Annotated in this window: 27 protein-coding genes; 24 read left to right on the top strand and 3 right to left on the bottom strand. The window is 61.4% G+C overall.

Annotated elements, in window-relative coordinates:
• Positions 1 to 21 precede the first annotated feature (21 nt).
• Complete coding sequence (phnN, locus tag JO965_RS31245; protein WP_246776973.1) at positions 22 to 558, top strand: phosphonate metabolism protein/1,5-bisphosphokinase (PRPP-forming) PhnN; 537 nt, start codon at positions 22 to 24, stop codon at positions 556 to 558.
• A gap of 136 nt (positions 559 to 694) precedes the next feature.
• Here phnN (JO965_RS31245) and JO965_RS31250 read toward each other — a convergent pair whose 3' ends face one another.
• Entirely contained in the window at positions 695 to 1438 is a 744-nt protein-coding gene (locus tag JO965_RS31250) for a GntR family transcriptional regulator (protein WP_203444767.1), read from the bottom strand.
• A 518-nt stretch (positions 1439 to 1956) separates the two neighbouring features.
• Here JO965_RS31250 and JO965_RS31255 point away from each other — a divergent pair.
• The 3 genes from JO965_RS31255 to JO965_RS31265 are packed head-to-tail and all read left to right on the top strand — an operon-like array spanning position 1957 to position 4108.
• Positions 1957 to 3075: a mandelate racemase/muconate lactonizing enzyme family protein gene (locus JO965_RS31255; protein ID WP_203444768.1), complete on the top strand. Its 1119-nt coding sequence runs from the start codon at positions 1957 to 1959 to the stop codon at positions 3073 to 3075.
• Positions 3076 to 3088: 13 nt separating this feature from the next.
• Positions 3089 to 3427, top strand: coding sequence for an ABC transporter permease subunit (locus JO965_RS31260; RefSeq protein ID WP_203444769.1), 339 nt, complete (start codon positions 3089 to 3091; stop codon positions 3425 to 3427).
• A 9-nt stretch (positions 3428 to 3436) separates the two neighbouring features.
• Positions 3437 to 4108, top strand: coding sequence for a GntR family transcriptional regulator (locus JO965_RS31265; protein WP_203444770.1), 672 nt, complete (start codon positions 3437 to 3439; stop codon positions 4106 to 4108).
• Positions 4109 to 4260: 152 nt separating this feature from the next.
• Here the strand turns inward: JO965_RS31265 and JO965_RS31270 are convergent, their stop codons facing one another.
• Positions 4261 to 4953 carry a UTRA domain-containing protein gene (locus JO965_RS31270; protein WP_203444771.1) on the bottom strand — a complete coding sequence of 231 codons (693 nt, stop codon included), beginning with the start codon at positions 4951 to 4953 and terminating at the stop codon, positions 4261 to 4263.
• 172 nt (positions 4954 to 5125) lie between these two features.
• Between JO965_RS31270 and JO965_RS31275 the strand changes: the two genes are divergently transcribed.
• From JO965_RS31275 to JO965_RS31345, 15 genes are all read left to right on the top strand, one after another.
• Positions 5126 to 6682 carry an ABC transporter substrate-binding protein gene (locus JO965_RS31275; protein ID WP_203444772.1) on the top strand — a complete coding sequence of 519 codons (1557 nt, stop codon included), beginning with the start codon at positions 5126 to 5128 and terminating at the stop codon, positions 6680 to 6682.
• Positions 6683 to 6689: 7 nt separating this feature from the next.
• Positions 6690 to 7679 (top strand): ABC transporter permease, encoded by a 990-nt coding sequence (locus JO965_RS31280; RefSeq protein WP_203444773.1) that lies wholly within the window; start codon positions 6690 to 6692, stop codon positions 7677 to 7679.
• Positions 7676 to 9256 (top strand): ABC transporter ATP-binding protein, encoded by a 1581-nt coding sequence (locus JO965_RS31285; RefSeq protein WP_203444774.1) that lies wholly within the window; start codon positions 7676 to 7678, stop codon positions 9254 to 9256. The genes JO965_RS31280 and JO965_RS31285 overlap by 4 nt, the downstream gene beginning before the upstream one ends.
• On the top strand, positions 9244 to 10026 hold the full coding sequence (locus JO965_RS31290; protein WP_203444775.1) for an ABC transporter permease: 783 nt from the start codon (positions 9244 to 9246) through the stop codon (positions 10024 to 10026). The genes JO965_RS31285 and JO965_RS31290 overlap by 13 nt, the downstream gene beginning before the upstream one ends.
• Positions 10023 to 11030: a sugar phosphate isomerase/epimerase gene (locus JO965_RS31295; protein WP_203444776.1), complete on the top strand. Its 1008-nt coding sequence runs from the start codon at positions 10023 to 10025 to the stop codon at positions 11028 to 11030. Before JO965_RS31290 ends, JO965_RS31295 begins: the two co-directional genes overlap by 4 nt.
• 142 nt (positions 11031 to 11172) lie before the next feature.
• Complete coding sequence (locus JO965_RS31300) at positions 11173 to 12315, top strand: alpha-D-ribose 1-methylphosphonate 5-triphosphate diphosphatase (protein ID WP_203444777.1); 1143 nt, start codon at positions 11173 to 11175, stop codon at positions 12313 to 12315.
• 49 nt (positions 12316 to 12364) lie between these two features.
• Entirely contained in the window at positions 12365 to 12829 is a 465-nt protein-coding gene (gene phnG / locus JO965_RS31305) for a phosphonate C-P lyase system protein PhnG (protein ID WP_203445572.1), read from the top strand.
• Positions 12826 to 13479 carry a phosphonate C-P lyase system protein PhnH gene (phnH, locus tag JO965_RS31310; protein WP_203444778.1) on the top strand — a complete coding sequence of 218 codons (654 nt, stop codon included), beginning with the start codon at positions 12826 to 12828 and terminating at the stop codon, positions 13477 to 13479. Before phnG ends, phnH begins: the two co-directional genes overlap by 4 nt.
• Positions 13480 to 14586, top strand: coding sequence for a carbon-phosphorus lyase complex subunit PhnI (locus JO965_RS31315; RefSeq protein ID WP_203444779.1), 1107 nt, complete (start codon positions 13480 to 13482; stop codon positions 14584 to 14586).
• Positions 14583 to 15476 carry an alpha-D-ribose 1-methylphosphonate 5-phosphate C-P-lyase PhnJ gene (locus tag JO965_RS31320; RefSeq protein WP_203444780.1) on the top strand — a complete coding sequence of 298 codons (894 nt, stop codon included), beginning with the start codon at positions 14583 to 14585 and terminating at the stop codon, positions 15474 to 15476. The genes JO965_RS31315 and JO965_RS31320 overlap by 4 nt, the downstream gene beginning before the upstream one ends.
• Positions 15473 to 16276 (top strand): phosphonate C-P lyase system protein PhnK, encoded by an 804-nt coding sequence (phnK, locus tag JO965_RS31325; protein ID WP_203444781.1) that lies wholly within the window; start codon positions 15473 to 15475, stop codon positions 16274 to 16276. Before JO965_RS31320 ends, phnK begins: the two co-directional genes overlap by 4 nt.
• 15 nt (positions 16277 to 16291) lie before the next feature.
• A complete protein-coding gene (gene phnL, locus JO965_RS31330; protein WP_203444782.1) occupies positions 16292 to 17023 on the top strand; it encodes a phosphonate C-P lyase system protein PhnL in 732 nt (243 codons plus the stop codon).
• Positions 17023 to 17739 (top strand): DUF1045 domain-containing protein, encoded by a 717-nt coding sequence (locus tag JO965_RS31335; RefSeq protein WP_203444783.1) that lies wholly within the window; start codon positions 17023 to 17025, stop codon positions 17737 to 17739. The genes phnL and JO965_RS31335 overlap by 1 nt, the downstream gene beginning before the upstream one ends.
• Positions 17736 to 18299 (top strand): phosphonate metabolism protein/1,5-bisphosphokinase (PRPP-forming) PhnN, encoded by a 564-nt coding sequence (gene phnN / locus JO965_RS31340; protein ID WP_203444784.1) that lies wholly within the window; start codon positions 17736 to 17738, stop codon positions 18297 to 18299. The genes JO965_RS31335 and phnN (JO965_RS31340) overlap by 4 nt, the downstream gene beginning before the upstream one ends.
• 19 nt (positions 18300 to 18318) lie before the next feature.
• A complete protein-coding gene (locus JO965_RS31345) occupies positions 18319 to 18504 on the top strand; it encodes a hypothetical protein (protein ID WP_203444785.1) in 186 nt (61 codons plus the stop codon).
• A 225-nt stretch (positions 18505 to 18729) separates the two neighbouring features.
• Here the strand turns inward: JO965_RS31345 and phnF are convergent, their stop codons facing one another.
• Complete coding sequence (gene phnF / locus JO965_RS31355) at positions 18730 to 19485, bottom strand: phosphonate metabolism transcriptional regulator PhnF (RefSeq protein WP_203444787.1); 756 nt, start codon at positions 19483 to 19485, stop codon at positions 18730 to 18732.
• A gap of 223 nt (positions 19486 to 19708) precedes the next feature.
• On the opposite strand from phnF, the gene JO965_RS31360 reads away from it, so the two are divergent.
• From JO965_RS31360 to JO965_RS31380, 5 genes are all read left to right on the top strand, one after another.
• Entirely contained in the window at positions 19709 to 20962 is a 1254-nt protein-coding gene (locus JO965_RS31360) for an ABC transporter substrate-binding protein (protein ID WP_203444788.1), read from the top strand.
• A gap of 53 nt (positions 20963 to 21015) precedes the next feature.
• Positions 21016 to 21906, top strand: coding sequence for an endonuclease/exonuclease/phosphatase family protein (locus JO965_RS31365; RefSeq protein WP_203444789.1), 891 nt, complete (start codon positions 21016 to 21018; stop codon positions 21904 to 21906).
• On the top strand, positions 21906 to 23084 hold the full coding sequence (locus JO965_RS31370) for an ABC transporter ATP-binding protein (protein ID WP_203444790.1): 1179 nt from the start codon (positions 21906 to 21908) through the stop codon (positions 23082 to 23084). Before JO965_RS31365 ends, JO965_RS31370 begins: the two co-directional genes overlap by 1 nt.
• A gap of 122 nt (positions 23085 to 23206) precedes the next feature.
• Positions 23207 to 24052 (top strand): carbohydrate ABC transporter permease, encoded by an 846-nt coding sequence (locus JO965_RS31375; RefSeq protein ID WP_246777070.1) that lies wholly within the window; start codon positions 23207 to 23209, stop codon positions 24050 to 24052.
• Positions 24049 to 24879, top strand: coding sequence for a carbohydrate ABC transporter permease (locus JO965_RS31380; RefSeq protein ID WP_203444792.1), 831 nt, complete (start codon positions 24049 to 24051; stop codon positions 24877 to 24879). The genes JO965_RS31375 and JO965_RS31380 overlap by 4 nt, the downstream gene beginning before the upstream one ends.
• Positions 24880 to 24885: the final 6 nt, after the last annotated feature.

Below are 24885 nucleotides of genomic sequence, written 5' to 3' on the forward strand. Positions count from 1 at the left end.
GCAGGGGGCTCAGTCACGGGCATGCTGGTTCTGGTCGTGGGTCCGAGCGGCGCCGGCAAGGACACCTTGCTGACCTGCGCGCGCACGGCGCTCGCCGGCGACGAGCGCTTCCGCTTCGTGCGGCGGGTCATCACCCGGCCGCCCGGGGGCGGGGAGGACAGCGCGTTCCTCACCGAGGAGGCCTTTCGCACGCGCATCGCGCAAGGGGCGTTCGCGCTGCACTGGCAGGCGCACGGCCTGTGCTACGGCCTGCCGGCGGACATCGACACGTGGCTGGCGCAAGGCCGGGTGGTGGTGGCGAACGGGTCGCGCGCCATCGTGCCGGAGGCCCGGCGCCACTATCCCCACCTGAAGATCGTGAACGTCACGGCCCCGCCCGCGGTGCTGGCTGAGCGGCTGCGCCAGCGCGGCCGCGAGGCGGGGGAGATGGTGTCCGATCGCTTGCAGCGCGGCGGCGCATTCGAGCTCGGCGGGCCGGATGTCGAGGACATCGACAACTCCGGTCCGCCGGACGTGGCCGCGGAACAACTCATTCGGACACTGCGTGGCTGGGCTTAAAAAACGGAGACAAGCGACCCTCAGCGCAACATGCAGAGCGCGAGGCGCTAGAGATCCGCAGCCCTGACGCTGACAGAGCATCGCGACAAGGCGGCATGGCTCATGAGCTGGGTTGGAACCTAAGCCTCAACGATTGTTATTGTTCTTGCGAGCCCTGCGGATCGAAGATGAACTGAACTCTGTCGGCAGCATAGGTGGTGACATGGCACCAGACCGGGCGCTTCTGAGCGTCCAGTTCTGAGCCGGTTTTCTCAACGATCGGGCGCGACACCGATTGGTCAAGGAGGCGAGCTTCGTCGTCCGTCGGCATGCGAGCGATCACTTTCGCAGGCCCGGGCCACAGCTTGGAGATCCCGTAGTGGCGCAGGGCATGATCGACGTCCGCATCCGGGCCAAGGGCTTCATCGAAGCCGTCGAACCGTTCCTGTTCCAGGTAACTGGTGCTGAGCGCAAGCGGGCGTCCATCGGCTTCGGCTAAGAGAGTCACAGCAAGCGTCGATGTGCCATTGAGCAGTCCCAAGGCTTCACTGACCCATAAAGGCGCCGGCTTGGTCACAGCCCGCAACATTCGGCGGCTTGGATACTTATTGTTGGCGACAACGTTTTCGGTGAAGGTGACCTTCTGAAGGATCCGGTACTGAACGACGTCGTTCTCGACGAAGGCTCCGCGCCCATGTTCGATCCGGATGAATCCTTTGTTCCGGAGGCTCGCCAGTGCTTTCCGCGCGGTGAGCCGACTGACGCCAAAGCGTTCGGCGACTTTCGTGTCGGCTGGGAGTTGCCGGTCCTGATTGAATTGGCCTTCAAGGATTTCTCTCTTCAGCGTCTCTTCGATCACGCGCCACCGCGGCAACTGCTCATCCTCCAAGAAATCCATCATGGTGTTCTCTGTCGTTGTCCTGTCATGTTAACTGGTATATACGAGCTTGTACGGGCCGGCACAACGTCGAGCTGACCACTCCAATTCAAGCACTGATTTCTGGGGAATGCACCTGTGAGCTCAACCATTACACATCGCAGCTTTACCGCTTCCCTCGCCGCCCATCGAAGGCAAAGGCAGGATGCGCGCGACGATCTCGCCGCGGGGGATGAGTGTTTCCACCATCGCCAAGAATTCGCGACGAGCCGCCAGACCATTATGCGGATCCGCGACGAAGCTTCCCCCTCCGTTCGACCTTAACGTGCGATTTCGAGCAGTTCTTGTTCCGACACCAGCTTGCCTTTGGGCGCGTTTGCGAGGCAGCTTTGCGCTAACATTGGATGCTTCAGAGCTCGCCGCAAAGGAGCGGGCATAGTCACAGTCCTGGATCATAGACTACCCCGCAACCAATGTGGACTAGCCCGGACTAGCCCACATTTGTGAGGATGCGCGCCCTTATATCATTTGCGGATATCATCATGAACAACATTATAACGCGCGTGACGGCGACACCCGTCCTCGTCCCTGTCATCGTAGGAGAAAGCGCGAGGTGGTTTAGACGAGAACATCTCGACCGAACGATCCTTGAAATCGAGACCGCCGATGGAATTTTGGGCCTCGGAGAGGCTCGCGGACTATGGCCGGCGGAAATCATTTCCGAACGCTTCGCACCGCTCTTGCTAGGCTCCGATGCCAGCGATCATGACGGACTTCGCAGACGTTGTCTCAAGCCCCTGGACTTTGGCTTTCCGGAGCGCCACTGCGACACGCTCGCCTACGCGGCTATTGATCTCGCCCTATGGGATATCGCCGGAAAGATGCAGGGCAAGCCGCTCTACGAACTCCTTGGCGGCGCCGTCCGCGAGCGGGCGGAATTCGGAGCGTTCGGTTATCCGCCGAATCCAGACGAAGGCTTCAGCGAGAAGGACGTACCCAGGGTGCTCGCGAAGCAGGCTGAAAAGGCAATTGAGGACAATGGGACGACGTATTTTGAGTTCAAGATTGCCCGATATCGGTCACACGTCGATATCCCAACCATCCGGGCCGTCCGGAAAGCCGTGGGAGACGACTTTCCGCTCGCGGTGGATGCCAATCAGACCTATGACGAAGAGACTGCGGCCGAAGTCTTCAGGCAGGTCGCGGAACAGCGTCTCGACAACTTCGAGGAGCCAGTCCGGTCCTTGGCCGGGATAGACCGGCTGGCAAAAGCCTTTGGCGTAAAGGTATCCTCTCACTGCGTTGATGCCGATGTCTTCCGTGCGTTGCCCAACATTACCGCCTCGGTTCCCGACATATGCATCTTCGGCAACCTCTCTGCCCTAATGAGGCATATGGAGGCCATGTCGCAAATGGGGCGGGGCACCTGGCTTCGCGCCATGTGGGAACTTGGCATTAGCTGGGCCGCAATGTGTCATGTCGGCATCTCTTCTTCTGCCATCTCGCGACCGTCGCAGGCGTTGATCGACTACGCGGAAGACGACCTCATCATGGGCGAACCGTGGAGCGTCCGCGGCGGCGGGGTCAAGGTACCAGCTGTGCCTGGTCTGGGCATCGAACTGGATAGGAGGGCACTCGAGAAATATCGAGCGGATAACTGAGTAGCCAAGCGTCATGGAGGCGGTTCCAATCGGGCAGATAGAAGCCGCGAAGGCGCTGGATCTCACATCGCGGCAGCGTCGGTTTTTCGTCGTCCTGCCGCACGCGCGTCGGCTAATGTTTCCGTCACTCGGAGGGCTCTACGTCGTCATCGTCAAGAGCACTTTCATCGTCAGTGTCGTCGGGATAGGTAAACTGGTGCACGCCGGAGACGTGGTCGCGATGAGAGCGCCGCGAGACCTATTCTTCGTCTATGGGGCTGTCGCGCTGCTTTATTTCGCGTACTGCTTTCCTCTTCTTCGTCTAGCCCACTGGCTCGAATTGCGGTCCGGGCGCGACGGTCCAATCTGCTGAAGAGACAAAATGACCGACAGCGAGCTTCATCATATTTCCGACCTTGAGCAACTCTCCACGGTTCCTGAACGCATCCGGCAACTCATCGACGAACGCGCTGCCCTGGGAGAGTTGAAACCGAACGGCCAGCTTCCTTCCGAGCGCCGGCTGACGGATCATCTCGGCGTTGCCCGGATGAATGTTCGTAAGGCCCTATGGCAGCTGGAGGCCGAAGGCTTCATTTATCGCTTTCACCGGTCGGGCTGGTACCTCTCGCCTCCGCGTTTCTTCTACGATCCTTCGCGCGACTTCAGTTTCACCAAGGTGGTCGTCGATCAGGGTCACGAGGCGGGAGCCAAGGTGCTTTCCACGGGAAGCATGGTCGCCAATGCTGCGATCGCGGGGTTGCTCGGAATAGAAGCAGGCACCAAACTCACCGTTATCCGGAGATTGCGCTTCATCGATGACCGACCCGTGTTCGTGGAGATTTCGCACGTGATCGAGGGCAGATGCCCTAAATTGGTCGAGCTTGCTTCGACCGACATCTCGTTGGCGACGGTTTACGAACGTGAATACGGCATCCTTCTCCGACGCCGCGAACTGTATTTCCATCCCACGGCACTAAGCGACCCCCATGCGCGTGACTTACGTCTGGCTCATGGCACTCCCGGCCTGTTCGTTCGGCGGATCACCGATGGATGATGCCGACGGAATGCCTTTCTCCTTCGACCACGAATATTGGCGACACGATGCCTTGGAAATCAAGATCGACGTCTAAGGCCGGCACCCCGACTAACCTTCTCTTTCGATATGCGACTAATAGGCGAAATCACATGACAGAAAACCGCAGCGCTCTATTTGCCTGGTTCAACACCATCGAAAACGAACTGCATCCGGTCGGCGGCATAGCAGGTTACATGGCACCACACTGGCCTGCCATTCTCGTCCACTTCCACGGCTTTCTTCTCGACCACCGGTCTTGAAAGGGACTGATCGAGAAGTTTGGCTTCCTCCTCCGTCGGCATGCGCGCGATCACCTTGGCAGTCCCTGGCCACAAAGAACAAAATCCAAATTTCTCCATGGCGGATTCGACATCCGCCTCTCGTCCCATCGCTTCCACGAAGCCCGAGAACCTGGGCAAGTCCAGAAAATTGGTGCTGAACGCCACAGGCCGACCATTGCTTTCGGCGATGAGTTGGACAGTCAATACGCTTGTTCCGGGGGTAAGGTCGAGACAGGAGCTTACCCATGCGTCGGCTGGTCTGTTTTCAACATGGATCAGCTTGCGGCTTGGCAGCTGTTTGTTGGCTCGGACGTTCTGCGGGAATGTGACACGAGAAGCCATGCGGTATTCGAGCACATCGGTTTCGATGAATGCTCCGCGGCCATGCTCGATCCTAATCAAACCCTTGTTCTGAAGAGTCGCAAGCGCCTTGCGGGAGGTCATGCGACTGACGCCAAAGCGCTCGGCTACTTTTGTGTCCGCTGGCAAACGCCCTTCCGCGTCAAACTCCCCCTCCAGAATTTCGCGATGCAACGTTTCCACAATCGTCTTCCAGCGGGGCTGTGCCGACGACCCGGATGGGGGTGAGCTCATAAATTCTCCCTTCTGTCATGCGTCTGTCACATAAACTCGTATATACGAGTTGTCAATCGCCCGGCAGAGATAACGTCGGCTGGTCGCGCATGCAAAGTCTCCTCAAACAACGGATTCGGCAATGCTTAATCGTCCCATTTCCCGACGCATATTCACCGTCTCTCTCGGCGCCTCCGCCCTTGCGGCGATAACGCGCCCAGGTCTGGCACGGGCAAACACCACGCCCAGCAAGGGCGGCCGCCTCAGAGTCATGTTGCAGGAGACTGCATCCTCTTCTCTGCTCGATCCCACCAAGGTCGCCTCCTTCACCGTTTACTTTGCCTATGCGACAGTCGGAGAAAGACTGGTCGGCGTCGACAGCCGCCTCAATCCCGTCCCGATGCTTGCTGAGAGTTGGGAGCCGGTCAACAACAAGGTCGATGGCTGGGTGTTTAAGTTGCGCCGCGGCGTGGAGTTCCACAATGGCAAGAGCCTGACCGCAAAGGACGTCATCTTCAGCCTGAACCGTCTTCGCGACCCTGCTTTGCAGTCGCCGTTGCGCGTGCTTCTCGAGCACATCAGCGACATTATAGAGGAGGACACTCACACACTGCGGTTCACGCTTTCGCGCCCGGATGCAGACTTCCCCCTATTGCTGGCGCAGGACCGCTTTTACATCTTCCCGGAGGGTTTTTCGACCTTCGAGAAGCCGGTAGGCACCGGTCCGTTCGTGGCGGATGGACTGAATCCAACCAGCGTCAACGTTTATCGCCGCTATCAAAACTACTGGCAGAACGGCAAACCTTACCTGGACCAGGTGGCGTTCCAGGGCAATCAGGATCCTGTCGCACGCGTTTCTGCTCTTCTTGCCGGCGATGTAGATGCCGTGCAGACGATCAACTTCACGCTCGCAAAGCGCATCGCGGCGACATCCGGTTTCCAGGTTGTGTCTTCCCCAAGCGGCGTGCACAACGTGGTGGCGATGCTGACCGACACCCCGCCCTTCGATCGGCCGGAAGTGCGCGACGCCTTGAAATATCTCTTCGACCGCGAGCAGATGCGCGACCGCCTTTGCGCCGGCTTTGCGCAGATCGGCAATGACCATCCCATTCCGCCCTTCAGTCCGTTCTACCACAGCGAGTTGCCGATCCGCGCCTATGATCCCGATCGGGCCAAGTCCATTCTTCAGAAGGCGGGGGTGAATTTCCCGACACAGGTTCTGCATGCCTCGGACGCCGTAACGCCCGGTGTTGCGGTCGATCTGGCTCAGATTTACGCCGACGGCGCCCGCAAGGCGGGGATCTCGCTTGAACCGAAACGCGATCCGGTCACCGGCTATTGGGACAATGTCTGGCTGAAGCAGCCACTGATGGTGGGCGGATGGGGCACGCGTTTCACACCCGATCTCATGTTGCGCGTTGCCTATCGCTCGGGTGCGAAATGGAACGAAACGCACTGGAGCCGACCAAAGGTGGACGCAATGATGGACGAGGCGGTTGCCACTACCGATGTCAACCGCCGTCGCGAGCTGTACTGGGCAATCCAAGAGACAATTCATAGCGATGGCGGTGCAGGCATGCCGCTGTTCTTCAACCAACTCGACGCGATCTCCAGAAAGGTGAAGGGCGTATCGCCCTCGCCCCTTGGCTCGCTGACCGGCCCAGCCATGGCCGACATTTGGCTGGATCAGGGCGCCTGACGTAGCCATGTCCGATCATTCCCTCACCTATGAGCAAGACGAGCGAAGGTCGCCCCTGACGAACCTTCACTCGATTGCTCTTGAACTGGCAATTCGGTTCGCCATTCTCTTGGGCGCCGCCGCCCTGATCTTTTTTGGGACGGCCCTCATCCCGGGCGACTTCGTGACGGAGTTGCTCGGTCAGGACTACACGCCGGAACTGGGCGCCCAACTGCGGCATAGCCTCGGGCTGGATCGCCCGTTGCCGGAGCGCTTTGTTACCTGGCTGCTCCACTTCCTGCAAGGTGAATTCGGTCAATCCTTTACCAGTCGCATACCGGTCTGGGATGTCGTTCAGCCGCGTCTAGCCAACACGCTCATGCTTGCCGCCGCCGCACTTTGCTGGTTCCCGCTCGCCTTCGCCGCCGGCGTGGCTTCGTTCCTCACGCCACCGCAAGTCCGGCGCTATTTCCAGCTCTCCATGCAGATTGTGCTCTGCGCACCGGAGTTTCTCATCGCCTACATTTTCATCTATGTTTTTGCGGTCCAACTCCATTTGCTGCCGGCCGTCTCGCGACTGGCGCCAGATCAATCGCTGACCGAGCACATCCGCGTGCTCATCCTGCCAAGTGCGTGTCTCGGCATCGGCATGATCGCCTATATCGGTCGTATGCTGCTGTCGCTGCTGCTGATGGAGGAAAAGAAGGACTACTTCGAGTTCGCTCGCCTGCGCGGGTTCAGTCGGGGCTGGATTGCGCTCCACTATGCGGTTCCGTCGATTCTCCCTTCGATCCTCAACCTCCTGCTCATTTACTGCGCCTACCTGCTGACCGGCGTGCTGGTGATTGAAGTCGTTTTCGGAATTTCCGGCATCGGCGAGTTGGCTGTGTCCTCCGTCGTTTGGCGCGATATCCCGGTCCTGCAGTTCTGCGCCGTGTTCATCACTGCAATCTATGTGGGCATCTATTCCCTGTCGGACATGATCGCCGGCCGCTTTAGCAAAAGAGGTGCCCTATGAAATCGGCCGCCTCGAAGAAACAAGTTACCGTCGATGCGACGACCAATGTTTTCGACGTCAAAGACCTTTCGGCTGTCATTTCCAACTCGACGACTGGTGCCCGGCGCATTGAAAAGCTCTCAATGGCTCTGAAACCCGGCACGCTGTCGACGATGATTGGGCCGTCCGGCGTCGGAAAAACCAGCCTTTGCCTCGCCCTCATGGGATGGATGAGGCCCAACGTTCGCATCCTCGATGGCGAGGTCCTGTTTGGTAATCAGCCATTGTTGCAGATGCAACAACGCCAAAAACAGGCCCTTTGGGGACGCGAGATTCTCTACGTTCCCCAGTCCTCCGCCACGGCACTCGTGGCGTCGCGGAATGTCGTCAGGCAGATCTCAGAGTTCGCGGGCGACACCGCGCACGAGCGGAGCGAGCGCCTGAGGCTTCTCAAGGCGGCCTTTGATCGGCTCGAGGTTCCGGGATTTCAGGAGGATCGTTATCCGCACCAATATAGCGGCGGACAATTGCAGCGCATCTTGATCTCGACGGTGTTCTGCGCCACGCCTGGACTGATTATCCTCGACGAGCCGACAACCGCACTGCACCCGGACCTGAAGGCGGGTGTAATGCAGGACATTAAGGCGCGCATTGAGGAGATCGGTGCTGCAGCGCTTGTCATCTCACACGAACTGCCATTCTTCGCCGAGTGTTCAGATCAGACAATTGACCTGAGCGGCTTTGTGGTGTCGGACGGAAAACCGGATCCGCCCCGTCCAACTGCGCTGCCTGTCACGGCATCTCGCCCCACATTGAAGCTCGCGCCGAAGCCGGTTGACCAGCCGCGATTGCGGGTCGCAGGGCTCTGCGTCAACGCGCCGAGCGGCCGGCCGCTGCTCCGCAATGTGGCTTTTCAGGTGCGGCCGGGAGACTGCCTCGGCATCGTTGGCCCCTCTGGCGCCGGAAAGACGACGATTCTACGCAGCTTGCTTGGGCAGCACGGCGACGCCAAAGGGACGATCGAGGTCGATGGTGAGCGGTTGCCGCGGTACTATTCCCGTCGAACGGTGGAGCAAAGGCGTCGACTCGAGTATGTGCCGCAGTCGGTGAAGCTGCACCTGAACCCCTCTCTCAGCGCTGATTATCTCATTCGCAGGCGGTTACGTCAGGCTGGCCGCGATGACTCGGCCGATGCAGTCGCGGACACGCTTGAGCAAATCCTCCTGCCGGCCGACTATCGTCACAAACGAAGTGCGGAACTGTCGGGCGGGGAATGTCAACGACTGGGTATAGCGCTGGCGCTGGCCAGCAGTCCGTCACTGCTGCTGCTCGATGAGGTCACGGCGTCTCTGGATCCGGCGAACGCGCGGATCGTCGCAGACATTCTCGACGGGCACCGGGCCAGTGGGAACATCGGCATGCTGCTCGTTTCGCACCAGCCGGAGATTGTCGCTCGCCTTGCGAGCGACGTTCTCGAACTACGCGATGGTCAGGTGGTGCAGCCGATCGGAGACAGCCATGAACCCTCCACATCCGGGCACGATCGCTCTGCAGGTAATTTCAAACGCGAGGGTGAGCCACGGCAATGCGCGCTCTGATATTCATCAGCTTTATCCTGTTCTTCATCATCGCGCCGTTCTTTGTCGGGGCGTCGGCAGATCGCTTTTCCGGAGGTGACCTGTTTGAAAACCCATCTGCAGTGCACCTCCTGGGAACCGACTATCTGGGCCGCGATATGCTGTCCGAGATTCTTCGTGCGGGGAGCGTGACCATGTTCATCTGCGTCGCGGCGACATTGCTGTCGCTGGCGTGCGGTTTGACTTGCGCGGTGCTGTCCAGCGCCATGCCAGCTGTTCCAGGCACAATCCTTGCCCGCAGCATGGACGCTCTGAATTCAATACCAAGCCTGATTATCGCATTCGTGCTCATCGCTGCATTCGGATCGAGGACGGCAAGCCTCATCCTTATTATCACCGTGGTCGAGTTCACCCGGGCCTATCGCTCGCTCAAAGCACCGGTGGTCCAAATCTTCGCCGAGCCATTCGTGGAGCTGTCCCGAATAAGAGGCGAAGGCTTTGCCTATCTTGTCACGCGAGACATTTGGCCGAACATTCGCCCCTACGCGGCCGTCGAACTCGTCAACCGTTTCGTCGCCTGCCTGATGTTTCTAAGCGCGATCAGCCTGCTAGGGATTGGCGTCCAGCCGCCGGCCACCGACTGGGGAACACTGATCAAGCTCAACGCGACCGGGTTGTTGCTGAATTCGATCGCGCCGCTCATTCCCGGAATCTTCATTCTTACCGCCTCACTGCTCGCGCTCTTTGCAGCCTCCGATGCATCGCGCCAATTGGACTTCTCGAAATCATGACAAAGCTGTTCCTGCATTCGTATGGCCTTCGCTTCCAGTACCGCCACAAACCAGGCTTCGATGTCTTCGCGCTTGTCGATCTTGCTGCCGATCTCGGATTTGACGGTCTCAACGTTTCGTGCTTCGGACCCAACTATCTCGAAATCTCTGGAATCGAGCCGGCGCATCTTCGCAAGCTTCGCGCCTATCTCGAAAAGCGCGGGATGCTCATCGATATCGAGACCGCCGGGACCGAACCGGCGCACATCGAGCATGTGCTGGGGATAGGGCGCGAAGTCGGCGCGGGATACTTGCGGACCTACACCAAGGGAACTCCTGACCGGCGACTTCGCGTCAAGGAAGCCAAAGCCAATCTCTCTGAAGCTGCACTTTTCGCCGAGCGCGTCGGAATTCCGCTGCTTCTTGAAAATCACGAGGATCTCGCGGCCAGCGAAGTCGCTGGAATCCTTTCACACATCGACAGCCCATGGGTACAGGGTCTTTTCGATTATGTGAATTCGATGCTGTTCTATGAGGAGCCGCTGACATCACTGGAACTGATGCGCCCTTGGATACGCTCGGCGCATCTGAAGGACTGCATAATTCTCGCTCCTGGCCAAGGTGGTCTGCTCGGCGTGCCGATCGGTACAGGCAAAGCTCCAGTGGCCGAAATCACCTCAGCGCTTCTGAACTGGGGTGTCGACCGGATCTGTTTCGAAAATACCTGGGCCTATCAAGCCGCGATGCGAGACCGGCGCGGCAATGCCGTTTTGGGCGAAGGATCGTTTGCACATCCCGCCCGACCGCTTCGTGAACCCGGCGAATACACGCATATCGATGCTCTCATTGAAAGCACTCCGCAGAAAGCCGCCGAGCTGGAGTATTGGGCCCTCGAACAATCTTTACAGTGGCTCAAAGAACAAATAACGCAATTCAGGCGGATCCACATCCCGGATCCTGGCGACGTGAGCGGGGTAGTGCGAAGGCGAGAAAGGGCTGGGAAAGCTGGCTCGTCAACGGCCTAGCCGTGTCGGTTTTCTCGTCACCACAGCTCACCGCCAGAGAATGTCGCCGCTGCGTCCGACGACACCGGCGTGACAATTCTTATGCCGACGGCGGCAAAGTCAAGCCGATCAAGATCGCCCAAGAAACCGAGGCTGACAGCCAATGAACCTGCAACTCATCAATGCGCACATCGTCCAGGAAGATCGCGTTGTCGAAGGCAGCCTGGAAATTCACGACACAATGGTGTCGTCCATCGATTGTGAACCGGTGGATCAGATTGATGTGCTCGATTGCGAGGGTGACTTCCTGCTGCCCGGCCTGATCGACCTCCACACCGACAATGTCGAACAGTTCATGTTTCCGCGGCCGGGTGTTCAATGGCCCGCACCGCTCGCTGCCGTGCTTGCACACGATTGGGAGTTGCTCGGCGGCGGCATCACGACGGTGCTCGATGCGCTGTCGCTCGGCGACTACGACAGCGGCGGCACCCGCACCGCCATGCTGAACGAGACGATCGATGGACTGACTGAGGCGCGGGCCGCCGGTCTTCTGAAGGCCGATCATTATTTTCACTTTCGCTGCGAGCTCTCCGATCCGGCCCTTCTGACGCTCGTTGAGCGGCATGTCGACAATCCTGGCCTCAGGCTCATCAGCATGATGGATCACACGCCCGGCCAGCGGCAGTGGCACAATCTGACGCTCTATCGCGAGTTCCGCCGCAAGAAGAACGCCCGCGTCTGGACGGAGGACGAATTCGCGCTCTACATCGCAGAACGCCGCGAGCACCAGCAGCAATATGTCCCGTCGAGCCGGTCAACGATCGGACAACTGTGCCGCGAGCGCAGTATTCACATCGCCAGCCACGACGATACGACAGCCGCGGACGTCGATGAATCGCACGCCGATGGCATCACGATCAGCGAGTTCCCGACAACGGTCGAGGCGGCGAGCCGCGCCCGCGAACTCGGCATGAAGATCGTCATGGGTTCGCCCAACATCATCCTCGGCGGTTCGCATTCCGGCAATGTCAGTGCGATGGAGCTCGCCGATCGTGGTCTGCTCGACGTGCTCACCTCCGACTACGTGCCCGGAAGCCTGCTGCATGCCGCATTCGCGCTGGTGGCAAAGGGCTTCGATCTCCCGGAGGCGGTCGCGATGGTGACGAAGAATCCCGCCGAGTTACTCGGTTTTACCGATCGCGGCCGCGTCGCATCGGGCCTGCGCGCCGACCTGATCCGTGTCCGCCTCGTCGACGGCGTGCCGGTGATCCGCAACATCTGGGTCGCGGGTCGACAATATCTCTAACGGGCTTCCCAAGCCCAAGGGAACTAAAACTATGAATTCGAACAGTAAGATGGAAGCGGAACAGACTGCTATCGCGCCGCGATCCGACTGGCTTGGCATTCTGTCGCGCAGTATCGGCAGTGAGCTCGAGGCCTTGGCGTCCGAGCTTGCGACCGGATTGGCATTTGAATGGCTGAGGACGCCTGATGTCGGCCTGGTGATGGTCCGAGGTCGTGCGGGTGGCACTGGGAACGTGTTCAATCTCGGCGAGATGACAGTGACCCGCGCGTCGATGCGGCTTGAAGACGGCATTGTCGGCCACGGCTATGTCCAGGGCCGCGACAAGCGTCAGGCTGAACTGGCGGCGATCGTCGATGCGTTGCTGCAGCGGCCGGAACGTTATGAGGAAATCATGGCGAAGGTTATCGAGCCGCTGCGGGAACTAGCCGAAGCAAGGCGTCTCAAACAAAGCCACAAGGCAGCAGCGACCAAGGTCGAGTTCTTCACCATGGTCCGTGGGGAGAACCCGGCATGACGGTACAGTCTTCAACATCATCCCTTCTCCGTTCCTCCTCCTCGGGCGGCGCTTCACTGAAGCCCGGCTTTGCCGATCCAGTCTTCGACGCCCAAGCGGTGTTTCGCGCGAGCCTGATTGCGACGGCCTATCCCGGCCGTGTGGTGCCACTTGAGCATACCTTGGCACCGCCACGGCCCTTCTCATCGGCGACTGCGGCACTCTGCCTGACGCTCATGGATTTCGAGACGCCGGCCTGGCTCGACCGGCAAACGGCATCCGGCGACGCGGCAGCCTGGCTGCGCTTTCACTGCAGCCTGCCCGTCACAGACAATCCTATGGCGGCTCTCTTCGCCGTCGTCACCGATCCCATGACAATGCCGCGCCTCTTTGAATTCCACCAAGGCGACGTGGAATATCCGGACCGCTCGACGACGCTTATCATCCAGGTTCCATCCTTCACGGAGGGACCAACGACCATCTGGACCGGCCCTGGCATCAAGACGAGCGCGAGCATCGCCATCGGCGGGCTGCCCTTCTGGTTCTGGTCAGACTGGGAACTCAACGGCGAGCTCTATCCGCGCGGGATCGACGTCATCTTCACTTGCGGCAATGCCTTGATCGGGCTGCCGCGTACGATCAAAGCGACAGATGGCACAGTGGAGGCTTGAATGTATGTTGCAGTCAAGGGCGGCGAACAGGCCATCCTCAACACCCACAGACTGATCTCGGAAACGCGCCGCGGTGATGCGGCCTTGGCCGAACTGACGCTCGCCCAGATCACCGAGCAGTTCGGTCTCGCCGTCGACCGAGTGATGACCGAAGGCTCGGTCTATGACCGCGAGCTTGCCGCACTCGCTCTCAAGCAGGCGCAGGGAGATGTGATCGAGGCGATCTTCCTGCTGCGTGCCTATCGCACCACGCTGCCTCGGGTCGCCATGTCGGAACCGATCGATACATCCAGAATGACGATCCGCCGCCGCATCTCGGCGACCTTCAAGGACATCCCGGGCGGTCAGGTGCTTGGCCCTACCTACGACTACACCCATCGGCTTCTCGACTTCGCACTCGCCGCCGAGGGACTTGAACGACCACAGGCGGCGCTTGGTCCCAAGCCACTTGACGAAGACATCCCGCGGGTCATCGACCTGCTCGACAGCGAAGGCCTGATAGAGGAGGAGACCGACAACGGCGACAAAGAAGTCTTCGACCTAACTCGCGAGCCGATGCGCTTTCCATCCGGCCGCGACCAGCGCCTGCAGAACCTTGCCCGCGGTGACGAGGGCTTTCTGCTCGGGCTCGCCTATTCCACGACCCGCGGCTATGGCGGTGCCCATCCCTTCGTCGGCGAACTGAGACTGGGCGAAGTGACGGTCGAGATCGTCCCGGAGGAGCTCGGTTTTCCCATCGTTGTCGCCGAGGTCACAGTCACCGAATGCCAGATGATCAACCAGTTCCGTGGCACGGCCGCCAAGCCACCGCAGTTCACCCGCGGTTACGGGCTCACCTTTGGCCATAGCGAGCGCAAGGCGATGGCGATGGCCCTGGTCGACCGAGCGTTGCGCGCAGGGGAACTCGGCGAGGATGTGCGCTACCCGGCCCAAGACGAGGAATTCGTGCTCTCACACACGGACAATCTCGAGGCGAATGGCCTAGTCTCGCATTTCAAGCTGCCGCATTACGTCGATTTCCAAGCGGAACTGCAGCTCGTGCGCAGGCTGCGGAGTGAACACGAGGCCACCCGCGCGAAAGCACAAACGAAGGAGGCCGCCGAATGAATGGCGCCACGACTACAAACGACGGCGACAATGGCTACAACTTCGCCTATCTCGACGAGCAGACGAAGCGGATGATCCGCCGCACGTTGCTGAAGGCCTTGTCCATCCCCGGCTACCAGGTGCCGTTCGGCGGCCGCGAGATGCCGCTTGCCTATGGCTGGGGCACCGGCGGCATCCAGGTGACCGCGGCCGTCATCGGACCTGATGATGTCCTGAAGGTGATCGACCAGGGCGCCGATGACACCACCAATGCCGTCTCCATCCGCCGATTCTTCCAGACGGTTGCCGCCGTCGCCGTCACCGAATCCACTGAAGAAGCGACCATCGTCCAGACCCGCCACCGGGTTCCGGAAACACCGCTGAAAGAAGGGCAGGTTCTGGTGTACCAAGTGCCGCAGCCGGAGGCTTTGAAGACAATCGATCCGCGCGAGACCGAGACCCGCAAGATGCATGCCTATGCAGAGTATGGCGCCATGCAGGTCACCCTCTACGAGGATATCGCCCGGTTCGGCCGCATTGCCAAGACCTACGATTATCCAGTTCTCGTTAACGGTCGGCATTTGATGTCGCCTTCGCCGATCCCAAAGTTCGACAATCCGAAGATGGAGGATAATCCGGCCATCCAGTTGTTCGGCGCCGGCCGCGAGAAACGCATTTATGCCATACCGCCCTACACCTCCGTGCGCAGCCTCGACTTCGACGACCATCCCTTCGAGGTGCAGAGCTGGAAGGGCTGCTGCGCGCTCTGCAGCTCGACGACGAGCTACCTCGACGAGGTGATCACCGACGACAAGGGCAGCCGCATGTTTGTCTGCTCCGACACCGATTTCTGCAACACCCGTCAGGCGGAGGCCGCGGCACAACCGAAGGTCGCCGGAGGTGAGGAATGACCACCAATGCAATTCGCAAGTTGGCTCCGAGGCCGCCGCTGCTCGAAGTATCGAGCCTTTGCAAGTTCTATGGCGGCCAGATCGGCTGCCGCGACATTTCCTTCGCGATCCGACCCGGCGAAGTGCTCGGCATTGTCGGCGAAAGCGGCTCCGGCAAGTCGACCCTGCTCGCCTGCCTATCGGGCCGGCTGACACCCGATTCCGGCACGATCACCTATGACATTGAGGGTCACGGCCCGGTCGACATCCTGAGGCTCTCCGAGCCAGAGCGTCGTCGACTCGCCCGCACCGACTGGGGCATCGTCCACCAAAACCCCCGGGACGGATTGCGCATGGATGTGAGTGCCGGCGGCAACATCGGCGAGCGGCCAATGGCGATTGGCGCCCGACACTACGGGAACATCCGCACTGAGGCCCAGGACTGGCTCCAGAAGGTCGAGATCGACCTTGCCCGCACCGACGACCAGCCACGCACCTTCTCCGGCGGCATGCAGCAGCGCCTGCAGATCGCCCGCAACCTCGTCACCCGCCCGCGATTGGTGTTCATGGACGAGCCGACCGGCGGCCTCGACGTCTCGGTGCAAGCCCGCCTGCTCGATCTCTTGCGCGGGCTCGTACGAGAGCTTGGCATTGCCGCCATCATCGTCACTCATGACCTTGCCGTGGTGCGGCTGCTCGCCGACCGGCTGATGGTCATGCAGCGCGGCCGGGTCATCGAGCAGGGCCTGACCGACCAGGTACTCGACGATCCGCATCACCCCTATACGCAACTGCTCGTCTCCTCCGTCCCCCAGGTTTGAGACGAAAGGACCCCGATGACCATTCGTTTGCACGCCAAGGGTCTGACCAAGACCTTCACGCTCCACACCCAGGGCGGCATTGTCCTGCCTGTCTTCGACAACATCGAGCTTGCGGTGAAATCGAGCGAGTGCGTCTGCCTGCACGGGCCGTCCGGCGCCGGCAAGTCGACGCTGCTGCGCTCGCTTTACGCCAACTACAAGCCAGATGAGGGACAGATCCTCGTCGAGCACATGGGCGAGTCTCTCGACCTGCTCGACGCCGAGCCCTGGGAAGTGGTGGAGATCCGCCGGTGGACGATCGGCTATGTGAGCCAGTTCCTGCGGGTCATCCCCCGCGTCGGTGCCCTCGACATCGTCGCCGAGCCGGCAATCGCCAACGGCATGCCAGCCGAAAAGGCCAAGGTGCGCGCCAAGACGCTGCTGACCCGCTTGCGTATCCCAGAGCGTCTCTGGTCGGTGGCGCCGGCCACCTTTTCCGGCGGCGAGCAGCAGCGCGTCAACATCGCCCGAGGCTTCATCGTCGAATATCCCGTCCTGCTGCTTGACGAACCTACTGCCTCGCTTGACGCCGCCAACCGAGCGACCGTCATTGACCTGATCAACGAGGCGAAGGCGCGCGGCGCCGCCATCGTCGGCATCTTCCATGACGAGGAGGTGCGTGAAGCCGTTGCCGACAGGCTATTCGAGATCGGCACTCAGTCCGCCGCAAGGGCTGTGCCAGCCGCGCAGCAGAAGGTTTGCGCCTGATGCCGGAACCGTCGACTCCTCGCTATGCCATTTACTACACACCCGCTCGGGAGCATCCGCTGACCGTGGCCGCGGCGTGGTGGCTCGGGCGCGATGCCTTCGGGCGGAGCGGGATGGCGGAGGATGCCCAGCCGGAAGCGGACCGGCTGCTGATCGCCGAGCCGCGCCGCTACGGCTTCCACGCCACGCTCAAGGCGCCGTTCCGGCCGCGGCCGGGGACCAGCCGGCCAGAGCTGGCGGAAGCGCTCCGGCGGTTCGCTGAGAGCCAGCCACCATGCCCGATCGGCCCCTTGCGGGTGGCCGTGCTCGGCAGCTTCGTTGCGCTGGTGCCCCGTGCCGCATCGCCCGTGCTCCAGGACTTTGCCGCCCAGGTGGTGTCGGACTTCGATGCTTTTCGCGCGCCGCTGACGGAGGCGGAATGGCACCGGCGGCGGCAGTCCGGCCTCGATGCGACGGAAACGGGCTATCTGGAGCAATGGGGCTATCCGTATGTCTTCGACCGGTTCCGGTTTCACCTGACCCTGACCGGGCCGGTGCCCGAGGCCGCGCGCGACGGCGTGGCCCGGCGCCTGGAGGCGCTGTTTGCACCGCTGCTCGACGAGGACTTCCTCCTCGATGCGCTGACCCTGTTTGAGCAGGATCACCCGGCCGGTGAGTTCACAGCCACCGCCCGGTTCGCACTGTCCGTGCCACTGCAGGAAGCGGCACAGGCATGAGGGCAGGGGGCTCCGTCACCGGCACGCTGGTCCTGGTCGTGGGTCCGAGCGGCGCCGGCAAGGACACCCTGCTGACCTGCGCACGGGCGGCGCTCGCTTCCGACGAGCGCTTCCGCTTCGTGCGGCGGGTCATCACCCGGCCGCCCGGCGGCGGGGAGGACAGCGCGTTCCTCACCGAGGAGGCCTTTCGCACGCGCATGGTGCAAGGAGCGTTCGCGCTGCACTGGCAGGCGCACGGCCTGTGCTACGGCCTGCCGGTGGAGGTGGATGCATGGCTGGCGCAAGGCCGGGTGGTGGTGGCGAACGGGTCGCGCGCGATCGTGCCGGAGGCGCGGCGCCAATACACCCGCCTGAAGGTCGTGAACGTCACCGCCCCGCCTGCGGTGCTGGCCGAACGGCTGCGCCAACGCGGCCGCGAGGCGGGCGAGACGGTGTCCGGTCGCTTGCAGCGCGGCGGCGCATTTGAGCTCGATGGACCGGATGTCGAGGAGATCGACAACTCCGGTCCGCCGGACGTGGCCGCGGAATGCTTCATCCGCACTCTTCGTGCATGGGCGTAAGAAAAGGACATCCAGAGCGATGGCCCTCCAGGAAATCGAAGCCGTCGCTCAAGCCCTCTATGAGATCCAGGTGGAAGCACGAAGCTGGGAGCGAGAACCCGAGCGGCTCAAGAGACGGTTCCGTGAGGAGGCCCGAGCTGCCATTGCTGCCCTGGACGAGCATCACATCCGCCATCACCGCTCAAAGTCAGCTCAGCCTCTTTAGACATTCAGGACCATCCGGCCCATTACCGTTCATGTCCCGGATTTGTCCAGGTTACGGAGGTTTCTGCGCAAGCCTTGCACGCTCCCCACATTGTCTCAATGCTCAACAGCTACTTGGGCTGGGCAACGGCAGCCACCGGATTTGAACTTCGGCAACGATCTTTCGATCATCAGAACTGAGCATAAATCGCTTATCAGACTTCATGAGTGTGCCTCATGTCGCTCGTCAGAAGCGCACCACTAGCTCAAGCCAGCGTGTCGAGACACACGATTGGCTGTACGCAATTGGTTGCCCGTGCTCGTCGACATCAAGACTCAAAATTGTCATCACGGGCAGCGTCCGCGCCTGATCCAATAATTCCGCTTCCGCGCGGCTGGGCATCCGGGCGCTTATTCTCGTCTCTTTCCGCTGATACTTATCAACTCCAAGTCTCGCCAAAGAGGTACTGATCGACCCCGTTTCGTCGATGTAATTTTCGATTCCAATGAAGCGCGGGAGCGGAAAATACATTGCGGAAAGCGTCGCAGGGATTCCGTTTATGCCTCCGAGCAGATCGACGCGTTGCACGGGCGACCGGCTCCGAAGCCGAAGGGCTCGCGACACTGTTTGATCAGCTTGGACCCGTTTAGATCCGAGCACCTTCCTGTCATTGCTTCGACTGAGCTGGCGAATGGTGGCGCTCAGGCGTCCTTCCGGAGTAACTTCATGCGCGACGGTCCTTTCGCGGACGTAGATGCCGTGACCGTGCTCGACCCGTATCAGTTCCTTGTCGCGCAAAGCGTCTAAGGCCCGCCGAACCGTGTGTCGATGAACATCGAACCGGAGTGCGAGTTCTGCCTCCGTGGGGAGCCGGTCGCCCGCGGCCAACTCGCCCTTCTTGATGTCCCGCTCCAGCTCCGCTTGCACTTGTCGCCACAGAGGCAATGCGCGAGCTCGATCGACCACCCCTTGCTCGAGTGGAGGCAGAACCTTCCGCACCATGTCAACCTCCTTGCACAGTAGGCTAATATTCTCTTCGCCGGCTTAACCCACCGCTGTCAATTCGCCCGAACAGACAACCACGTCCGACGTCTGAAATGTTTTAAACGGCGATCACTTTGCAGTCACGGGCCTGTCACAGAACCCGTTGAAAGCTGCCGGCATCGCGAGTGGGCCCGCTCAAACTCTATACTTGGCGATGCCAAGGTGAACAAGGACGCAGAAAATGAAGACCTTCAGAAGATTGCTAAGCATCTCGGCTGCGGTCGCTCTTAGTGCACACACGCCGGTCAATGCTGCGGAAATCACTCTGCGTCTCCTTCACAGCACACCCGTCGATCTTTATGGAGCCGTGAACACGCGCTTTCAGGAAACTCATGGCGGGATCAAGTTTCGCGAGGATCCTGCCCCATCCGACTACGATGTCCTGACACAGACCTTGTTGCGGTCAGCGCTCATTGGCGACATTCCCGACGTGGTGTTCCAAGGCTACAATCGCGTTGGCGTCACGGTGGAGCGTGGTCTCGCGATCCCGCTCGACAAGTTTATCGCCGAGGACGGCGACATGGCATCACAGGGCTATTCTAAAGCCAGCCTCGACATGTGCGCCGTCAACGGCAGGCCCTATGGGCTGCCCTTCGCCACTTCGGCCCCGATCGTTTATTACAATCTCAATCTGGTTGCAAAAGCCGGCCACAAGCCCGATGCCCTGCCGACAGACTGGAATGGAATACTCGACCTCGCGCGCGATATCCGGAAGCTCGGATCCGAGACCCAAGGCGCCTTCTTCGACTATGCGGTGACCGGCAATTGGACATTCCAAGCACTGTTGGCGAGCTTCGGTGGCCAGATGATCGGCGCTGACGGATCGATCGCCTTCAACAGCGATGCCGGCCGAAAAGCATTGCAAACACTCTCGGGTTTCCGTGATGCAGGACAGGTCGATATGGCCCGTACTCAGGCATGGCAGACATTCTCGGCGAGCGGTCTTGGAATTCTCATTTCCACCAGCAGCCTGCTTCCGCAATTCGAACAGCAATCCCAAGGACGTTTTGCACTCGCGACAGGTCCGTTGCCGATGGAGACAGCGACTCCTCGGCTCCCGGCGGGCGGCAATTGCGCCATGATCCTGACGAAGGATCCGTCCAAGCAGAAGGCGGCATGGGACTATATCAAGTTTGCATCGGGACCGGTCGGCCAATCGATGGTCGCGCTGAAATCCGGTTACATACCGATGAACTCCAAGGCTGTCGATGATCCCGAACTGCTGGGGAATTACTATAAGGAACACCCGAATTATTATACCGCGGTGAAGCAGATGCCGATCCTGACGCGGTTCGAGTCCTTCCCGGGTGAAAACACCATCAAGATCACGACCGTGATCAACGATCACCTCGCGGCACTCATGCGCGGCAAAGTCACCACTGAGGCCGCCATGTCGGCCATGGTCGCAGACGTGAACAGCCTGCTGCCGAAGTAAATCCCGCGAGCGAACGTCAACGTTCCTTCCAGTTCCTAGGCGGAATATTAAACGTGAACACTATTAGCGTCATGACATTCAACATTCACTCTGCCATTGGGCGGGATGAGACGGTCAATGTCGACCGGATCGTCGACGTCATTCGGGACGTCGACATCGTCGCGCTCCAGGAGGTGGACAACTATTGGGAGAGGTCCGGCAACGTTTCGCAGGTCGATCTCATCACCGACGCCCTTCCGGATCATTTCCACGCCTGGCATCCCGTGATCGATCTCTGGAAGTCGCCCCAAACCCGCCGGCAGTACGGCAACCTTCTGCTGTCGCGGTTTCCCATTAAGAGTATCAAGCGTCATGCGTTGCCGAAGTCCGCGCACGACGGCCGGTTGGCACTTCAGTGCGGGGTTCTCGAAGCAATCGTCGCCGTCCCATTCGCCGATATCAGAGTTTACGCGACACACGCCATTTCGAGCGATAGCGCCATGCAGATTGAGCGGCTGCTCGATATCTACAGGACATCACGCACAGAAGGGGCGCCCATTTCCGGGAGCCATGACGACAAGACTTGGTTCGAGGAAGAACAGCCAACCCAGATTCCAACATCAGCTGTCCTGCTCGGGGATTTGAACATTAGGCCAGGGAGCGAAGATTATCACTGCCTCACGAGGGCGGCCGTATCCCCGGAATGCCAGCCGTTGGTGGATGCCTGGTCGAGAGGCAATCCATCGTCATCGCCGAACGGATTTGACGGCGAGAGCGATCAAGGGGCGACGTATTACGTCGATTTTGACAAGAAAAGTGGAGAGCGGCTCGACTACTGCTTTGTGTCGGCTGACATCGCCGACCGAATACAATCGGCTCAAGTTCTGTCCGAACTGGATGCATCGGATCATCAGCCGCTGAAGGTCACTATCAATTCTCAACCCCCGTTTGAAGGCGGTCAGTGATGGCAAGCATACAAATCGACGGGATTGGGAAGAGCTTCGGCCCGACGTCTGTTCTGCGCGATGTGTCGTTGTCGATTGCCGATGGCGAGTTCCTGACGCTGCTGGGGCCCTCGGGCTGCGGGAAGTCGACGCTGCTGCGGATCCTGGCCGGGCTCGAGGTGCAGACCGGCGGCTCAGTGGCCATCGGCGAGCGGGCGGTGGATGGCCTCAGGCCGAAGCAGCGCGACGTGGCCATGGTGTTCCAGTCCTACGCGCTCTACCCGCATCTGACGGTCGCCGCCAACATGGCGCTGCCGCTGACGATGCGCCGGCTCTCGGCCTTCCAGAGGCTGCCGCTGCTCGGCCGCCTCGTGCCCGGAACCGCCCGGATCGCCGCCGAGATCGACCGGGAGGTCACCCGCACGGCCAAGGCGCTCGGCATCGGTCACCTGCTCGCGCGCAAGCCCGGCCAGCTCTCCGGCGGCCAGCGCCAGCGCGTCGCGGTCGGCCGCGCCATGGTGCGCCATCCGGCCGTATTCCTGATGGACGAGCCCCTGTCCAACCTCGACGCCAAGCTCCGGGTGCAGATGCGGGCCGAGATCAAGGAGCTGCACCAGCGCCTCGGCGTCACCTTCGTCTACGTCACCCACGACCAGGCCGAGGCCATGACGCTGTCGGACCGGGTCGCCGTGATGCTCGACGGCGACCTGCTGCAGGTCGCCCCGCCGCAGCAGATCTACACGGATCCGGAAGACCGGCGCGTGGCCGAGTTCATCGGCTCGCCGAAGATCAACCTGCTGGAAGCGGTGGTGCGGGACCGGGGCCTAGTCGACGTGGCCGGCACGGTGCTGGCCGTCGACGCCAGCCGCGAACCCGGCTCGGCGCTCACCCTGGGCATCCGGCCGGAAGCCTTCCATCTGGCCGATCACGGCGGGCCGGGGGTGATCACCGGGGCGGTCCGGCTCGTCGAGCATATGGGCTCCGACCTTTACGTGCATCTCGATGTGGCCGGCATGGCCGAGCCACTGATCGCCCGCCTGCTCGCCGAGCGCGCGCCGCAGATCGCCCCCGGCCAGACGCTGCATATCGGCATCCGGCCGGACCGGATCCTGCTCTTTACCCGCAGCGGGCAGCGCGTGCGCGGGGAGGCGGCGTCCAGCGGGGCGTCTGTCATGCCGATCCGGGAGCGGGCCCGATGAGCAAGCCTCTCACCCTGTCCGGCCTGGCCGGCGAACCCGCCGCGGGGGACGTTCGGCCCTTTCCCTCGGCGGCCCCCGCGCTGGCGCGCCGGCGGGCTGTCCGGGAGTCCCTGGCGGCGTGGATGCTGGCCGGCCCGGCGCTGGTGCTGCTGGTCGGCCTGTTCTTCCTGCCCGTCTTTGCCGTCGTGGGCATCGCGCTCACCGACTGGCAGTTCGGCGCCAGGACCTTGTCCTTCGTCGGCTTGGCCAACTTCCACGAGGTCTTTGCCGACGCGGGCTTTCGCGCCTCCTTCCTCAACACGATCCTCTATGTCGCCCTCGTCGTGCCCGGCACCATCGTGCTCGGGCTTGTGATCGCGCTGCTGATCGAAAGCGGCCAGTCCTGCCGCGCCTTCTACCGCGCCATCCACTTCCTGCCCTTCATGGCGACGCTGACCGCCATGGCGATCGCCTGGGAGGCGCTGCTGCATCCCACCATCGGGCTCGTCAACCAGACGCTCGCCGGCCTTGGCATCCCCAGCGCCAACTGGCTGCGCGACGAGGGAACGGTGCTGCCGGTGCTGGCCGTGATCGGCATCTGGCAGAACCTCGGCTATGCCATGGTGCTGTTCCTCGCCGGGCTGAAGGCGATCCCGCAGGACCTCTATGATGCCGCCGACATCGATGGCGCCGATCGCTGGCTCGACCGGCTCACCACCGTCACCCTGCCGATGCTCGGGCCGGTGTCGATGTTCGTGTTCATCGTCGTGGCGCTCAGAGCCTTCGAGACCTTCGACACCGTGCAGATCCTGACCCAGGGCGGACCGGGCCATGCCTCCGAGATGCTGCTGTTCACCCTCTACCGCGAGAGCTTCCAGTATCTGCGCACCGGCTATGGCGCCTCCGTCGCCGTGGTCTTCCTCGTCATTGTCGTCGCGCTGACGCTGATCCAGGCCCGGGTCATGGACAAGAAGGTGCACTACCAATGAGCCGCCTCTCACCGCCCTCGGCCATCCTGCGCCATGCCGTGCTGCTCGTCACCGGTGCGCTGATCCTGATCCCGTTCGTCTGGATGGTGTCGCTCTCGCTCAAGCCGCCGGGCGAGATCTTCCGCGCCTCGTTCAGCGTCTGGCCCGAGCAGTTCTTCGGGCTCGAGAACTACACCAAGGCGCTGACCACGGCGCCGCTGCCGCGCTACATGCTCAACGGGGTGTTTGTCTGTGCGCTGATCGTGGGGCTGCAGGTGCTGGTCTGCGCGCCGGCGGCTTATGCCCTGGCCAAGCTCGAGTTCCCCGGCCGGAGCCTGCTGTTCGCCCTGGTGCTGGTGGCGCTCATCCTGCCGCACGAGGTGCTGTCGCTGCCGCTGTTCATCCTCGGCTACCAGATCGGCATCCTCAACACCTATGCGGCGCTGATCTTCCCGTATGTGGTGTCGCCGTTTGGCATCTTCCTGTTCCGGCAGTTCTTCAAGACCATCCCGGACGACGTGGTCCACGCCGCGCGGCTCGACGGGCTCTCCGAGCTGGCGATCGTGTGGCGGATCATGGTGCCGATGGCGCTGCCGGCGATCATCGCGTTTGCGATCTTCTCGGTGGTGGGGCACTGGAACAGCCTGTTCTGGCCGCTGATTGCGGTGCGCGACGAGGCGCTGATGCCGCCGCCGCTCGGCATCATGGCGTTCAAGAACGAGGAGGCCGGCAACGACTACGGCCCGCTGATGGCCGCCTCCACCCTGGTGGTCGCGCCGCTCATCGTCGCCTTCCTCGCCGCCCAGCGCTGGTTCGTCGCAGGCCTCACCGGCGGAGCCGTGAAGTAACCAGAA

This window comes from Microvirga sp. VF16 (genome assembly GCF_016864375.1).
Lineage (GTDB): Bacteria > Pseudomonadota > Alphaproteobacteria > Rhizobiales > Beijerinckiaceae > Microvirga.

Coding starts and splice junctions, on each gene's coding strand:
- phnN (WP_246776973.1), top strand. CDS start 22: ATGCTGGTTCTGGTCGTGGGTCCGAGCGGCGCCGGCAAGGACACCTTG.
- JO965_RS31250 (WP_203444767.1), bottom strand. CDS start 1,438: ATGATGGATTTCTTGGAGGATGAGCAGTTGCCGCGGTGGCGCGTGATC.
- JO965_RS31255 (WP_203444768.1), top strand. CDS start 1,957: ATGAACAACATTATAACGCGCGTGACGGCGACACCCGTCCTCGTCCCT.
- JO965_RS31260 (WP_203444769.1), top strand. CDS start 3,089: ATGGAGGCGGTTCCAATCGGGCAGATAGAAGCCGCGAAGGCGCTGGAT.
- JO965_RS31265 (WP_203444770.1), top strand. CDS start 3,437: ATGACCGACAGCGAGCTTCATCATATTTCCGACCTTGAGCAACTCTCC.
- JO965_RS31275 (WP_203444772.1), top strand. CDS start 5,126: ATGCTTAATCGTCCCATTTCCCGACGCATATTCACCGTCTCTCTCGGC.
- JO965_RS31280 (WP_203444773.1), top strand. CDS start 6,690: ATGTCCGATCATTCCCTCACCTATGAGCAAGACGAGCGAAGGTCGCCC.
- JO965_RS31285 (WP_203444774.1), top strand. CDS start 7,676: ATGAAATCGGCCGCCTCGAAGAAACAAGTTACCGTCGATGCGACGACC.
- JO965_RS31290 (WP_203444775.1), top strand. CDS start 9,244: ATGCGCGCTCTGATATTCATCAGCTTTATCCTGTTCTTCATCATCGCG.
- JO965_RS31295 (WP_203444776.1), top strand. CDS start 10,023: ATGACAAAGCTGTTCCTGCATTCGTATGGCCTTCGCTTCCAGTACCGC.
- JO965_RS31300 (WP_203444777.1), top strand. CDS start 11,173: ATGAACCTGCAACTCATCAATGCGCACATCGTCCAGGAAGATCGCGTT.
- phnG (WP_203445572.1), top strand. CDS start 12,365: ATGGAAGCGGAACAGACTGCTATCGCGCCGCGATCCGACTGGCTTGGC.
- phnH (WP_203444778.1), top strand. CDS start 12,826: ATGACGGTACAGTCTTCAACATCATCCCTTCTCCGTTCCTCCTCCTCG.
- JO965_RS31315 (WP_203444779.1), top strand. CDS start 13,480: ATGTATGTTGCAGTCAAGGGCGGCGAACAGGCCATCCTCAACACCCAC.
- JO965_RS31320 (WP_203444780.1), top strand. CDS start 14,583: ATGAATGGCGCCACGACTACAAACGACGGCGACAATGGCTACAACTTC.
- phnK (WP_203444781.1), top strand. CDS start 15,473: ATGACCACCAATGCAATTCGCAAGTTGGCTCCGAGGCCGCCGCTGCTC.
- phnL (WP_203444782.1), top strand. CDS start 16,292: ATGACCATTCGTTTGCACGCCAAGGGTCTGACCAAGACCTTCACGCTC.
- JO965_RS31335 (WP_203444783.1), top strand. CDS start 17,023: ATGCCGGAACCGTCGACTCCTCGCTATGCCATTTACTACACACCCGCT.
- phnN (WP_203444784.1), top strand. CDS start 17,736: ATGAGGGCAGGGGGCTCCGTCACCGGCACGCTGGTCCTGGTCGTGGGT.
- JO965_RS31345 (WP_203444785.1), top strand. CDS start 18,319: ATGGCCCTCCAGGAAATCGAAGCCGTCGCTCAAGCCCTCTATGAGATC.
- phnF (WP_203444787.1), bottom strand. CDS start 19,485: ATGGTGCGGAAGGTTCTGCCTCCACTCGAGCAAGGGGTGGTCGATCGA.
- JO965_RS31360 (WP_203444788.1), top strand. CDS start 19,709: ATGAAGACCTTCAGAAGATTGCTAAGCATCTCGGCTGCGGTCGCTCTT.
- JO965_RS31370 (WP_203444790.1), top strand. CDS start 21,906: ATGGCAAGCATACAAATCGACGGGATTGGGAAGAGCTTCGGCCCGACG.
- JO965_RS31375 (WP_246777070.1), top strand. CDS start 23,207: ATGCTGGCCGGCCCGGCGCTGGTGCTGCTGGTCGGCCTGTTCTTCCTG.
- JO965_RS31380 (WP_203444792.1), top strand. CDS start 24,049: ATGAGCCGCCTCTCACCGCCCTCGGCCATCCTGCGCCATGCCGTGCTG.